The sequence below is a fragment of the Streptomyces sp. NPDC032161 genome, assembly GCF_040636995.1.
Lineage (GTDB): Bacteria > Actinomycetota > Actinomycetes > Streptomycetales > Streptomycetaceae > Streptomyces.
Genome location: NZ_JBEZVN010000001.1, coordinates 889,881 through 902,902 on the forward strand (window position 1 = coordinate 889,881; position 13,022 = coordinate 902,902).

At 71.5% G+C, this 13,022-nt stretch carries 10 protein-coding genes; 2 read left to right on the forward strand and 8 right to left on the reverse strand.

Annotated features, from left to right (window positions below; translation table 11 throughout):
- The first annotated feature begins 97 nt into the window (after positions 1-97).
- Positions 98-763: a peptide-methionine (S)-S-oxide reductase MsrA gene (gene msrA, locus AB0E67_RS03730; RefSeq protein WP_362020449.1), complete on the forward strand. Its 666-nt coding sequence runs from the start codon at positions 98-100 to the stop codon at positions 761-763.
- A gap of 67 nt (positions 764-830) precedes the next feature.
- On the opposite strand, the gene gdhA is transcribed toward msrA, so the two are convergent.
- The 6 genes from gdhA to AB0E67_RS03760 all read right to left on the reverse strand — a co-directional run bounded on the left by gdhA (position 831) and on the right by AB0E67_RS03760 (position 8,608).
- Positions 831-2,210, reverse strand: coding sequence for an NADP-specific glutamate dehydrogenase (gdhA, locus tag AB0E67_RS03735; protein WP_362020451.1), 1,380 nt, complete (start codon positions 2,208-2,210; stop codon positions 831-833).
- Positions 2,211-2,475: 265 nt separating this feature from the next.
- Positions 2,476-2,646, reverse strand: coding sequence for a hypothetical protein (locus AB0E67_RS03740; protein ID WP_362020454.1), 171 nt, complete (start codon positions 2,644-2,646; stop codon positions 2,476-2,478).
- Between the two features lie 312 nt (positions 2,647-2,958).
- On the reverse strand, positions 2,959-4,491 hold the full coding sequence (locus AB0E67_RS03745; RefSeq protein WP_362021437.1) for a hypothetical protein: 1,533 nt from the start codon (positions 4,489-4,491) through the stop codon (positions 2,959-2,961).
- Between the two features lie 407 nt (positions 4,492-4,898).
- Positions 4,899-5,582, reverse strand: coding sequence for an ABC transporter ATP-binding protein (locus tag AB0E67_RS03750; RefSeq protein ID WP_362020457.1), 684 nt, complete (start codon positions 5,580-5,582; stop codon positions 4,899-4,901).
- A 60-nt stretch (positions 5,583-5,642) separates the two neighbouring features.
- The gene (locus AB0E67_RS03755; protein WP_362020459.1) at positions 5,643-7,121 is read right to left on the reverse strand and encodes an ABC transporter permease; all 1,479 of its coding nucleotides are present in this window, start codon (positions 7,119-7,121) and stop codon (positions 5,643-5,645) included.
- Between the two features lie 251 nt (positions 7,122-7,372).
- Positions 7,373-8,608 (reverse strand): Ig-like domain-containing protein, encoded by a 1,236-nt coding sequence (locus tag AB0E67_RS03760; protein ID WP_360106251.1) that lies wholly within the window; start codon positions 8,606-8,608, stop codon positions 7,373-7,375.
- 666 nt (positions 8,609-9,274) lie between these two features.
- Between AB0E67_RS03760 and AB0E67_RS03765 the strand changes: the two genes are divergently transcribed.
- Positions 9,275-9,757, forward strand: coding sequence for a hypothetical protein (locus tag AB0E67_RS03765; protein WP_362020461.1), 483 nt, complete (start codon positions 9,275-9,277; stop codon positions 9,755-9,757).
- Positions 9,758-9,855: 98 nt separating this feature from the next.
- Here AB0E67_RS03765 and hutH read toward each other — a convergent pair whose 3' ends face one another.
- On the reverse strand, positions 9,856-11,406 hold the full coding sequence (hutH, locus tag AB0E67_RS03770; protein ID WP_362020464.1) for a histidine ammonia-lyase: 1,551 nt from the start codon (positions 11,404-11,406) through the stop codon (positions 9,856-9,858).
- A 259-nt stretch (positions 11,407-11,665) separates the two neighbouring features.
- On the reverse strand, positions 11,666-12,829 hold the full coding sequence (locus AB0E67_RS03775; protein WP_362020467.1) for a GGDEF domain-containing protein: 1,164 nt from the start codon (positions 12,827-12,829) through the stop codon (positions 11,666-11,668).
- Between the last annotated feature and the right edge of the window lie 193 nt (positions 12,830-13,022).

The following is a 13,022-nucleotide window of genomic DNA, read 5'->3' on the forward strand; positions in this document are numbered from 1 at the left end:
AGGCGGCGCCGGGCACCGAGAAGGTCGGTGCGCCGGAATCTCCGACGCCCCCGGCGCGTTGTACGGACCGGAAATTCCAGGCCCGGAGGAGCCCCGCATGTTCTCGTACCGCCGCCCCCCGCAGCTCCCCACCCCCGAGGAGGCCCTGAAGGGCCGCCCCGAGCCCGTGTTCGCCGTCCCGTCCCGCCACACGGTCCTCGGTAACCCGCTGCTGGGCCCGTACCCGGAGGGCCTGGAGATCGCGGACTTCGCACTGGGCTGCTTCTGGGGCGCCGAGCGCAAGTTCTGGCAGACGGAGGGCGTCTGGACGACGCTCGTCGGCTACCAGGGCGGATACACGCAGAACCCCACGTACGAGGAGGTCTGCTCGGGACTGACCGGTCACACGGAGGCGGTCCGCGTCGTCTTCGACCCGAGCACCGTCTCCTACGCCGAGCTGCTGAAGCTGTTCTGGGAGTCCCACGACCCGACCCAGGGCTTCCGCCAGGGCAACGACGTCGGTACGCAGTACCGCTCGGCGATCCACACCCACTCCCCCGAGCAGGCGGTGGCCGCCGAGTCCTCCCGCGAGGCGTACCAGAAGGTGCTCACGGGTTCCGGCCACGGCACGATCACCACGGAGATCCTCCCGACCGAGGACCGCACGTTCTGGCCCGCCGAGGCGTACCACCAGCAGTACCTGGACAAGAACCCGGCCGGCTACTGCGGCATCGGCGGCACGGGCGTCTCCTGCCCGATCGGGGTCGCTCCCGCCGGGGAGTGACGAGCACCGAGCACCACGGGCCCCCACCCGGGAGGGTGGGGGCCCGTGGTGTCGCCGGGCGCAGGGATCAGATGAGGCCCTGCGCCAGCATCGCGTCCGCGACCAGTTCGAAGCCGGCGATGTTGGCACCGACCACGTAGTTGCCGGGGCTGCCGTAGCGCTCGGCGGTCTCGTAGCAGGAGTCGTGGATGTGGCGCATGATCTCCGCGAGGCGTTCCTCGGTGTGGGCGAAGGTCCACGAGTCGCGCGAGGCGTTCTGCTGCATCTCCAGGGCGCTGGTGGCCACGCCGCCCGCGTTCGCGGCCTTGCCGGGGGCGAAGGCGACGCCCGCCTCCTGGAGGACGCGCACGGCCTCCGGCGTGGTGGGCATGTTGGCGCCCTCGGCGACCGCCTTCACACCGTTGCGCACGAGGACGAGGGCGTCGGCCTCGTGCAGCTCGTTCTGGGTGGCGCAGGGCAGGGCCACGTCGCAGGGGACGTTCCAGACGCCGCTGCCGGGGACGTACGTGACGTGCTCGCCGCGGCGCGCGGCGTACTCGGAGATCCGGCCCCGGCCGGTCTCCTTGATCTCCTTGAGCAGGGCGAGGTCGATGCCCTTGTCGTCCACGACGTAGCCGTCGGAGTCGGAGCAGGTCACGACGGTCGCGCCGAGCTGCTGGGCCTTCTCGATGGCGTAGATCGCGACGTTGCCGGAGCCCGAGACGGCGATGCGCTGCCCGTCGAGGGACTCGCCGCGGCTGCGCAGCATCTCGGCGGTGAAGAGCACACAGCCGTAGCCGGTCGCCTCGGTGCGCGCCTGGGCGCCGCCCCAGCCGAGGCCCTTTCCGGTGAGGACGCCGGATTCGTAGCGGTTGGTGATCCGCTTGTACTGGCCGAACAGATAGCCGATCTCGCGGCCGCCGACACCGATGTCACCGGCGGGGACGTCGGTGTACTCCCCGAGGTGACGGTGGAGTTCGGTCATGAACGACTGGCAGAACCGCATGATCTCGGCGTCGGAGCGGCCCTTCGGGTCGAAGTCCGCGCCGCCCTTGCCGCCGCCGATGGGCATGCCGGTGAGCGCGTTCTTGAAGATCTGCTCGAAGCCGAGGAACTTCACGATGCCGAGGTTGACCGAGGGGTGGAAGCGCAGGCCGCCCTTGTACGGGCCGAGCGAGCTGTTGAACTCGACGCGGAAGCCGCGGTTGACGTGGATGTCCCCGGAGTCGTCCGACCACGGCACGCGGAAGATGAGCTGGCGCTCCGGTTCGCAGACCCGCTCGACGATCCGGGCGTCCACGAACTCCGGCCGCTTCACGAGGACCGGGCCGAGGGTCTCCAGGACCTCCCGCACCGCCTGGTGGAACTCCTTCTCGCCCTGGTTGCGGCGGAGGATCTCGGCGTACAGCGGCTCGATGACCCGGCTCTCGGTGGCGTGCGGGGTGACGGGTTCAGGGGTGGTCTGCATCTGATCAAGACCTTCCATGGGTCGGAGTCGCGCGCGAAGGTGCCCCGTCCCGGGGACACCAGCGGTCCCCCTCCCCATTGAGGGCGTCGCCCAGACATCGCACGCTTCGGCGGCTCACGAAGGCGACGTACAGAACCGTTGTGGCACTTCGATTGTCCCAGTGCGCCCCACGAGGTACACCACGGCATCCACATAGTGGTCCCGGCTCGACCGGAACCCACCCTCGGATTCACGACAAAAGCGACATATCGCTACGGCATCCGGCTCAGGCGTCCTTGCGGTCGCGCAGCATCCACAGCCCGGTACCGGATCCGATCACGATCAGGCCGGAGACGACGCTCAGCACTATCTGCGTGCTCTCCTTCGGCACGCCGAAGCTCGCGAAGACATTGGCGGCGAGCGCGGCGACGAGAACGATCCAGAGCAGGGACTTCATGGTGATTCCTCCGTGGTCGGGGGTCGGCGGGTGAGGTCTTCATCATCACCGGCCGGGCCGGTCCGCCACGAGGGACCACCCACCCGGAGTCATGGTGCAGCCGGCTACACCATGACGCGGCCGTACGGACCGTCCGCACGCACTCCGCCGTACGGACCGTCCGCACGCGCGATGTCCGGCGCGCGCACGACGACGTCCGGTACGAACCAGGGCGGCGCCGCGCACGAGCCATCGGGGCCGCGACGCCATCAGGACGGTGCGGCGGCGCCCGTTCAGGATGGTGCGGCGGCGCTCAGCAGGACGGGGCGGCGTTCAGCACTTCCCCTGCCGGGAGGGCAGGTACGAGGAACCGATCCGGTAGTCGCCGGCCCCCGGCACCCTCAGCCGGGTCCACTCACCCGCGCGCTCCAGACATCCGCCGTCCGCCCGCAGCCAGGGCGAGTAGGCGACGCGGACGGTCACCGACCCGCGCTCGCGAGCCCGCACGACGAGCCCGGCGCTGTCGCCACCGACGACGGACGCGCCGGCGCCCGAGACCATGGGTGTCGCCCGCTCGACCCGGTAGACGCGCCAGTGCGGGTCGCGCCAGACCAGCCGCAGCCAGTCCGGTTCGCCGCGCACGAGTGCGGCCTCCTCCTTCGCCGCCCAGTCCGGGGTGCCTTCCGGCAAGACGACGTACCCCACCGCCCAGTGGTCGAGCCAGGAGCGATAGCTCCCGGCGGAGAAGGATCCGTCGTAGAAGAGCGCTCCGCGCTCCACGTCGAGCTGACGGTTCCAGCCGCGGGCCAGATTGACGTGCGGGCCGAGGACGGTGGTCTCCCGGTGGTCGATGGCCGGTACGGCCTCGACGCGGGTGCGGTCGGCGCCGAGGCGATCGAGAGCGGCCACCACTCCCCTCGTCCCGGTGGCCCATGCCGGGACCGGCGTCGACATCTCCAGTACGTGGACGGCGTGCTGGGTGACCCATTGCAGGGACAGCGCCAGGGCGGCACCGAGGGCGACCTTCCGCCAGAGCCGCGCCCCGTGGGCCAGGAGCGCGGCGAGCAGGACCGGGGCCCCGAACAGCTCGGCCAGCCGGACGACGTTCGATCCCACCGGCGAAGGAACGAGAGCGGTCAGCACGACCCCCACGGCGTAGACCCCGGCGCCGAACCGCAGCACCCGCCACTCCCGCGGCGCCAGCACGACGAGCAGGACGCCGAAGAGGACCGGCTTCCAGACATCACTGGTGGCCATGGGCATCTCGCCGCTGAAGGGAAACAGCAGCGTGGTCAGTCCGACCACGGCCACGGCCGGGACACACAGCACGGCCGCCTTCCGCCACTCCCGGTTCAGCAGTCGGCCCGCGCCCACGACCAGCAGGAAGAGTCCGGCGACCGGACTCGCCATCGTCGCCAGGGCACTGAAGACGGCGGCCACGACCGGTCGGCACGCACCACCCGTCAGCACCAGGCACGAGACCAGGGCGAGCGCCACCCCCAGGGCGAACGTGGACCGCCCGGAGGCCACGTTGCACCAGAGCGTCAGCGTCGCCACCAGGGCGGGCCACAAGGGATTCCTCATCCCGCTGCGCACGAACAGGGCCGCCGCCAGCCAGGAGGCGGCCACCCCCGAGAGCGCGGTGACGGTCCGCACCCCGAGCAGGGCCATCAACTGCGGTGCGACGACGCTGTAGTTGCCGACGTGGATGCCGCCGTACCAGGAGAGGCTGTACGGAGCCCCCGGGTGCCGTGCCACGAAACCGGACCAGAACACCTGGGCCGCGAGGTCTCCGCCGCCGGTGGCGAGGAAGGCCGCCCAGAACGCGTACAGGGGCACGGACAGGAGGGTGGCCAGGAGCGGCACGCGGTATCGCCGCAGGAAGACGCCCCGCTCGGTCTCTCCTGGACGCACACGCCGGGCGGACGATCCGGCCGTCTCGACGGCGGGCTGCGCAGAGGGTCGCACGGATGGTTCCGTTCAGTAGTCGAGCAGGAGCGGCGATGAACACTAGTGCCTACAGGTGAGTTGAACGGGTGGACGGTTCGACGTCAGACAGTCCCAAAAGGCGGCGGCACCGCGGATCGGAGGATCCGGATGCCGCCGCCTTCGTGCGGGCGGGTGCGGGTCGGGCGAGTCGAGCGGGGTGTACGAGATGCCGGGAGGCCGGGGAGAGGACCGGCGGAGGGGGACGGAGAAGGGACCGTAGGAGGGCCCATCGGTCCAGGCCACCCGGGCGGTCAGGACACCGGACGGTCGGGCCGCCCGGACGGTCAGGCCGCCGCGTTCTCCGTGATGGAGACCCGGCCCTTGCGGATCGTGGCCAGCCGTGGCGCCCGTCGGGCGAGGGCGCTGTCGTGCGTGACCATGACGAAGGTCAGACCGTGTTCCTTCCACATGGTCTCCAGCACCTCCATGACCTCGTCGCGCATCGACTCGTCGAGGTTGCCGGTGGGTTCGTCGGCGAGCAGCACCTTCGGCCGCTTGACCAGGGCCCGGGCGATCGCCACGCGCTGCTGCTGGCCCCCGGACATCTCGCTGGGCAGGTGCCCGAGCCGTTCACCGAGTCCGACGGAGTCCAGTGCCTCGGCGGCCCGCCGGCGCCGCTCGGCCGCCCTGCCGCCGAGCGGTACGAGCGCCGTCTCGACGTTCTCCTGGGCGGTGAGCGTCGGGATGAGGTTGAAGCTCTGGAAGACGAAGCCGATGTTCTGTGCCCGCACCTTGGTGAGTCTGGCCTCGCCGAGCTTCGCGAGATCGACACCGTCGAGTTCGACGCTGCCGCTCGTGGGGCGGTCGAGTCCGCCGAGCATCTGGAGCAGTGTGGACTTGCCGCCGCCGGTGGGGCCCTGGATGACCAGTCGCCCGCCGTCCTCGATGGTCAGGTCGACACCGGCGAGGGCGTCGACGGTGGACTTGCCTCGCGTATAGCGCTTGGTGACGTCTGTGAGTGTGTACATGGGTCGACTCAGCTCCTGCTGGAATGTGGCACCCGGGGGTGGGGAAGAGGGACGGACGGACTACTCGACGCGGCGCAGGGCGTCGGCCGGGCGCAGCCGGGAGGCTCGCCAGCCGCCGAACGCGCCGGCGATCAGTCCGCCCGCCACGGCCAGCCCGACGGCGGCCAGGATCACGGTGAGCGAGACGGGGGCGGTCAGCGCGACGTCGAGCGTCCGGGACGCGCCCGGCCCACCGGGCCCGCCCGGTCCGCCCATGAACCGGCCGCCGCCCATGCCGCCACCCGAGGAACCGAGTTGTGCGGTGAGGGTGGGGCTGATGGCGGTCACCACGTACGCGCCCGCGAGACCGACGGCGATACCGAGCGCGCCACCCAGCAGTCCGTTCACGAGGGCCTCGCCGACGACCTGGCGGGTGACCCGGCCGCTCTTCCAGCCGAGCGCCTTGAGGGTGCCGAACTCCCGTACCCGTCGTCCGACCGCCGAGGAGGTGAGCAGGCCGGCCACCAGGAAGGCGGCGGCCAGGACCGCGACGGACAGCCACTTGCCGACGCCCGCCGCCAGGTCGGAGGCGGTGGAGAGGGAGCCGGAGACGGTGTCGGCCAGGTCGGCGGAGGTGGTGACGGTGGTGCCGGAGACGTTCTTCTGGATGGCGGACTTGACCTGGTCGATCCGCTGCGAGTCCGTCGCCCTCACATAGACGGTGGTGACCTCGTCCTTGGAGTCGGAGAGGGTCTGCGCCCGCTTCAGCGGGATGTAGAGGTCGGCGGCCGCGTCACCGCTGTCGGCGGTCGAGACCCCGATGATCGTGAACCCGGTGCCGTGGACGGTCACGGTCTTGCCGACCGCGAGCTTCTTCTCCTTGGCGTACGCCGAGTCCACGACGGCGACCGCGGCATCGGTCTCGGACGCCTTGAACGTACGGCCCTGGGTGATCTTCGAGGAGGTGAGCGGGCCGAGGGCCTGCTTGGTGACGTCGGTGCCGTACAGGGTCCAGGAGTCGACGCCGAAGGAGGCACCGCCTCCCCTGACCTCGCCCTGCGGCTGGGTGGTGCCGCCGGGTCCGTCCTGTCCGCCCGGACCGTTCCGGTCACCCTGGGCCGTGCCGCCCCGCTGCTCGAACTCGCCGCGCCGGAACTGGCCGTCGACCTTCATGACGGTCAGGCCGAGCCCGCCCGCGGCGTCCGCCACCCCGTCCTGCCCACCGATCGTGTCGACGGTGGAGGAGGCGAGCGTCTGGAAGCCCTGGACCATGACCCGGTCGCTGCTCTGCGTCGAGCCGTCGTCGTTGTCCTTGGCGTCGAAATCGAACCTCGGGCGCGCGTCGCCGCCGGAACCGGGTGCGGCGGGGGCCTTGGTGACCGTCATGTCCGTACCGAGGCCGTACAGCGATTGCAGGACCTTGTCCTGGGCCTTGCCCATCCCGGACGAGACCGAGCTGACGATGATGACCAGCGCGATACCGAGGGCCAGTCCCGAGGCGACGACCAGCGCCGCCTTTCTGCGGCGCCGCAGTTCGCGCCGGAGGTAGGTGAAAAACATGACGTGAGGCTAGGAACGGCTCGTGATGGCGGGTTGAGGCCGCGATGAGAGCCGGATGAGAATGCCGCGAAGACCCGGGAACGCCGAAGGCGGCGGCGCCGCGGATCGGAAGGATCCGGGTGCCGTCGCCTTCGTGCGTGCGGAAGAGGGGTTCCGTACGGACGCGGGGTCCGGCCGCGTCCGGTGCGACGGATACGCCTCCGGTGCCGCGTCCGGCGCCACGGAAAGGAGCGGAGGGAGCCGCGTGTCCGTCAGACCGCGGAGCCCGCCTTCCACTCCGCCCAGTTCATGTTCCAGCCGTTGAGACCGTTGTCGGGGGTGATGGTCTTGTCCGGGGAGTTCTTGACGATGACGAGGTCGCCGATGAGCGAGTTGTTGTAGAACCAGGCAGCGGGCTGGTTCGCGTCGCCCGCGCCCTTCACGTCGGCGAGGCCGACACAGCCGTGGCTGGTGTTGGCGCCGCCGAAGATCGACCGCGCGCCCCAGTAGTTGCCGTGGATGAAGGTGCCGGAGGTGGACAGCCGCATGGCGTGCGGGACGTCCTTGATGTCGTACTCGCCGCCGAAGCCGACGGTGTCACCGTTCATCCGGGTCTCCTTGTACTTCTCGGAGATCACCATCTGCCCGTTGTACGTGGGGTTGGCGGAGGAACCCGCGGAAATCGGGATGGTCTTGATCGTCTTGCCGTCCTGGGCGACGGTCATGGTGCGCGCGGCGACGTCGACCGTCGAGACCTGGTTGCGGCCGACCTTGAAGGTGACCGTCTTCTGCTGCACGCCGTAGACGCCGTCCGCGCCCTCGACACCGTCCAGGTCCAGCTTCAGCGTGACGGTGGAGCCGCCCTGCCAGTAGTTCTCGGGGCGCAGGTCGAGGCGCTGGTTGTTGAACCAGTGGCCGACGACCTCCTGGCCGCTGCTGGACGTCACGGTGATACCGGCCTGAACGGCCTTCCGGTCCGTGATCGGCTTGTTGAAGTTGATCGACACCGGCATGCCGACGCCGACGGTGGAGCCGTCCTCGGGGGTGAAGTTGCCGATGAAGCTGTTGTCGGGCGACACGGTGGTGAAGGAGGTGTTCTCGTGCGCCTCGCGGCCCTTGGAGTCCTTGGCCGTCGCGCTGATCTTGTACGTGGTCGAGCGCTCCAGCTGGGCGTCCGGCTGCCAGCTCTTGCCGTCGGCGGCGAGCGTGCCCTTGACCTCCGCACCGTCCTGCGTGGTCATGGCGACCTGCGTCAGCGTGCCCTTGGCCACGGTGACCCTGGCGGCGTTGTTGATGCTCGCGTTGGTCGCACCGTTCTTCGGCGCGATGGATATCTGCGCCTCCGACGCGTCCTTGGCGGCCGCCTTGTCGACCTCGGCCGCCTGCGACTTCTTCGAGCCCTCGGCGCCACCGTCCGCGTTGCCGCTGTCGCAGGCCGTGAGCGCCAGTACGCCACCGAGCAGTGCGGACGCGACCGTGAGGGCCCTGCGCCGCTTGCTGTCCGTCATCACACGCATCTCCATCGTTGCCGATTCCCCAAAAACCCCGAGCGGAGCCGCCGGTGACCGGCGAGACCCGTCAACACACCTAGAACCCATGGAATGGGCCCTCCGTTCCACATCCCCTGAAGATGTGGGGAACAACACTGACCGACGCGTCCCGGGCGGCGATGGTTCCCCGGCGCCCGCCATTGTTGCGGGCCCGGTACACAGCACGCTCCGGTACGGTCCGATCCGGTCGGTTCCGGTCCGGTCGGTTCCGGTCCGGTCGGTTCCGGTCCGGTCGGTTCCGGTCCCGGACTTGTGTCCGGGTCCCGATCCGTGTCCCGTCCCGTGCCGACCCGCGTCCCGCTCACCGGAGCCGGGCCGTCCGGGAGTCGGCCCCGGTCCGCGGCACGGCTCGCGTCGTCGTGTCCGTCGAGGTTTCTCCCATTGTGCGGGACGCCACCGACAACTCCCCCGCCACAGCCCCCTTCGCGGCGGCTTTCGAGGGCGGCGGGGGCCGTGATTTCCGACACCATGCCGCCCGGAGCCCGACGCGCCGTGATACCTCCGGAGCGAACGGCTCGTGCGCGGGGCGCGGGGGCCGCGAACATGCGACTTTCCCATGACCCGCTGGTTTCACTAGCATCGGTGCGCATGCCTGACTCACGGCTGTGACAAGGGGGTTCATCCGTGGCCGTCGCTCGCCGCCCGCTTCTGACCGCCACTGCCGCGGGCACGTTGCTGGCCGCTCTGTGGTTCGTCCCGTCCGCCAACGCGACGGACGAACGGACCGACGGGACGGGCGGAACCACGACGAGTGTGACGGGCCCGACAGGCCGGAGCGCGGGCTCGGCGCACCGGAGCACGGACCCGACGGTCGTCTCGGCCGCGTCCGACGCCTCGGCCCCTTCCGTCACCCCGGTGACGTCGAACGCCCCTGGTGCGTCGGGCTCCCCCGGCACCTCCGACGCCCCGGGCACCTCGGAAGCCCCGGACGCCCACGGCGATGGGGCGGGCACCGCCGTGAACGCGTCGTCGTCCGGCCTGGAGCTCGCCGACACCGGGAGCGGGGTCGACACCACCCCGTACCTGTTCGGCGGCGCCGCGTTCCTGGGGATCGGCGCGGCCTTCGTCACCTACTCGATCCGCCGCGCCGACACACAGTCGCTCTGAGCCCACTGGGCCCACTCGGCCCTGCCCCGAAGCCGCACAGAGCCTTCTCCCGCCCCCGAACGGCCGCGCCACCGACCGGGATCGCCCGCGAGGTCCGCTCAGGCCAGCGGCCCGGTGACCGGCTCGACCGCCGCGACCAGCGCCCCCCTGCGGACGAACGCGTCCGCCGCGGCCAGGTCCGGCGACAGGAAGCGGTCCGGCCCCGGCCCCTCGACGCCCGCCGCGCGCAGGGCTTCGACGGCGGCCCGTGAGGCGGGGGCGGGGGTGAGCCCCTCGGCGGCCCGCAGTTCGATGGCACGCGTCGCCGCATACAGCTCGACGGCGATGATCCGGGCGAGGTCGTCGACGGCGGTACGGAGCTTGCGCGCCGCCGACCAGCCCATGGAGACGTGGTCCTCCTGCATCGCGGAGGACGGGATCGAGTCGGCCGACGCGGGCACGGCGAGCCGCTTCATCTCGCTGACCAGGGCGGCCTGGGTGTACTGGGCGATCATCAGGCCCGAGTCCACGCCCGCGTCGTCGGCGAGGAACGGCGGCAGCCCGTGCGACCGGTTCTTGTCCAGCAGCCGGTCGGTGCGGCGCTCGGAGATCGAACCGAGGTCGGCGGCGGCGATCGCCAGGAAGTCGAGTACGTACGCGACGGGCGCGCCGTGGAAGTTCCCGTTCGACTCCACCCGTCCGTCGGGCAGGACGACGGGGTTGTCGACGGCGGCGGCCAGTTCGCGGTCCGCCACCGTCGCGGCGTGGGCGAGGGTGTCGCGCCCGGCGCCGTTGACCTGGGGCGCGCAGCGCACCGAGTAGGCGTCCTGCACTCGCGGGGCGTCGTCCTGGTGATGGCCCGTCAGGCCGGATCCGGCGAGGACCCGCAGCATGTTGTCGGCGCTGGCGCCCTGGCCCGGGTGGGGGCGTATGGCGTGCAGCTCGGGGGCGAGCACCTTGTCCGTGCCGAGCAGCGCCTCCAGGGAGAGGGCGGCGGTGATGTCGGCGGAGGTGTAGAGATTGCGCAGGTCGGCGAGGGCCATGACGAGCATGCCGAGCATGCCGTCGGTGCCGTTGAGAAGGGCGAGGCCCTCCTTCTCGTGCAGCTCCACCGGGGTGATGCCGTGGGCGGCGAGCAGTTCGCCCGCGGGGCGCACGACGCCGTCGGGGCCCTCCGCGTCACCCTCGCCCATCAGGGTCAGGGCACAGTGGGAGAGCGGAGCCAGGTCGCCGGAGCAGCCGAGCGAACCGTACTCGTGGACGACCGGGGTGATGCCCGCGTTGAGGACGTCGGCCATGGTCTGCGCGACCTCGGGGCGTACGCCGGTGCGCCCGGAGGCTACCGTCTTGAGCCGCAGGAACATCAGGGCGCGGACCACCTCGCGCTCGACCCGCGGGCCCATGCCGGCGGCGTGCGAACGGACGATGTTGCGCTGGAGCTGTGTGCGGAGTTCGTGGCCGATGTGCCGGGTGGCGAGTGCCCCGAATCCGGTGGAGACGCCGTAGACCGGCTCGGGCTTGGCGGCGAGCGCGTCCACGACCTCGCGAGCGGCGGCGAGCGCGTTCACGGCGGCCTCGGAGAGCTCGACGCGAGCGTTGTCGCGGGCCACGGCGATGACGTCCTGGGCCGTGGTTCCGGACGTCCCCACCACGACTGTGTGCATATCCATATTCAGCAGCGTACGGATTGAATCCCGCCATGTCACCAGTGGTCGTACGGTTGAGTCCTTACCGATCAGGTCACCCGGCCCGCCGCCCCGCCCGTGCCCCGTTCACACCGCCCGTACCCCGGTCCGCGCCGCCGCTGCCCTGTTCGCGCGGCCCGCACTCCGTGCACGCGGCCCGCGCCCCGCCCACGGATCGATGGACCACCGCCCGTGCGGACGCCGGGCCGGTCGCACGTCCGCCGTCGGCCGCGGGCGCGCCCGCTCAGCGGTGGCTGCCGCGCAGATGGCGTCGCTCGTGCGGGGACGGGGGCGGTGCGTCGGCCAGCCGCAGCACCTCGCCGTCGCGCCCCGCCACCACCGGCCCCGTGGAACGGGCCGCCTTCGCCCGGTACTGCGCCGCGTCCGCGAGCCGGAAGAGGCGCCGCGCCGAGATCACCGGGCCGACCGGGTCGCCGGTCGAGGCGATCCCGCACGCCACCCCGTCCCCCAGCTCCAACTCGGCCGCGCGCTCGCAGAGTTCGGTGGCCACCCGGACCACCTCGTCCGTCTCGGGGCCCACCGCGAGCAGGCAGAACTCATCGCCGCCGAGCCGTGCCGCGAGCGCACCGGGAAGCATGGCGCCGCAACGGGACAGCACCGAACCGAAACGTTCCAGCAGGCGATCGCCGACCGCATGGCCGTGCGTGTCGTTGACCCGCTTCAGGCCGTTGACGTCGCAGACGACCAGGCTGACCACCGCACCGTCCACGCGATGCCGCTCCACCGCCTCGTCGAGCCGCACGTCGACCGCGCGCCGGTTGGCCAGCCCGGTCAGCGGATCGGTGAACGCGAGCCTGCGGACCTCTTCGAGCCGTTCGGCCTGGGAGATCCCGGCGGCGACGACGGCGGCCAGCACGGTGGCGAAGTCCGCGTCCTCCCGCCCGAACACCGGCTCCCCCACCGGGCGCGCCACGTACAGTTCGCCCCAGGCCCGCCCGTGCAGGACGATCGGCGCGACCACGCAGGACCCGCGCCCGCGACGGCGCAGGGCGACCACCCGCTGGTGGCAGTAGCCGCGCCCGCGCCCGGGCGCTCCCCCGCCCGACGCGCCGTCCACCGGCCCGTCGGCGGTCTCCACCCAGGCGTCGGGCTCGCCACCGGCGGCCCACCGCTCGTGCAGGAACTCGGTGATCTCCGGGAACCGGTGCACCGGGTACGTCTCGTCCTCGGGGAACTCCTCCTCCCCCTCGCCCCGTTCACCCGCGTTCACCAGCACACGCAGCCGACCGCCCCCGCGCTCCCACACGGAGAGCGCGGCGAACGTGCCGCCCAGCGCCTCGCACGCCCCCAGCGCGGCCGCTCGCCACGACCCCCGAGGGGTGTGCGCCGCCGCCATCGCCTGCGCAAGCGCAACCACGGCCCGCAGCCGTGCATCTTCACCACCCATCACCACAGCTTATGTATTTTTGTGGTGATTTGATCAGCTTGGGGCGCGGAAGATATTCACTGCGTGTCTCTTTGAACACTTAACGTAACTCCGCTCGGCGCCGCGCGGCACCGCTCGACCGGTCCCCTCAGGGCGCCACCCGGTCCGCGCCACTCGCGTCACGTCGCCCGGCATCGCCCGCCTCACCACGCGC

Excerpts from the sequence above, each read along its gene's own strand:
- AB0E67_RS03750 (WP_362020457.1), bottom strand. The coding sequence starts at position 5,582 with ATGTACACACTCACAGACGTCACCAAGCGCTATACGCGAGGCAAGTCC.
- hutH (WP_362020464.1), bottom strand. The coding sequence starts at position 11,406 with ATGGATATGCACACAGTCGTGGTGGGGACGTCCGGAACCACGGCCCAG.
- AB0E67_RS03760 (WP_360106251.1), bottom strand. The coding sequence starts at position 8,608 with ATGACGGACAGCAAGCGGCGCAGGGCCCTCACGGTCGCGTCCGCACTG.
- AB0E67_RS03740 (WP_362020454.1), bottom strand. The coding sequence starts at position 2,646 with ATGAAGTCCCTGCTCTGGATCGTTCTCGTCGCCGCGCTCGCCGCCAAT.
- gdhA (WP_362020451.1), bottom strand. The coding sequence starts at position 2,210 with ATGCAGACCACCCCTGAACCCGTCACCCCGCACGCCACCGAGAGCCGG.
- AB0E67_RS03775 (WP_362020467.1), bottom strand. The coding sequence starts at position 12,829 with ATGGGTGGTGAAGATGCACGGCTGCGGGCCGTGGTTGCGCTTGCGCAG.
- msrA (WP_362020449.1), top strand. The coding sequence starts at position 98 with ATGTTCTCGTACCGCCGCCCCCCGCAGCTCCCCACCCCCGAGGAGGCC.
- AB0E67_RS03755 (WP_362020459.1), bottom strand. The coding sequence starts at position 7,121 with ATGTTTTTCACCTACCTCCGGCGCGAACTGCGGCGCCGCAGAAAGGCG.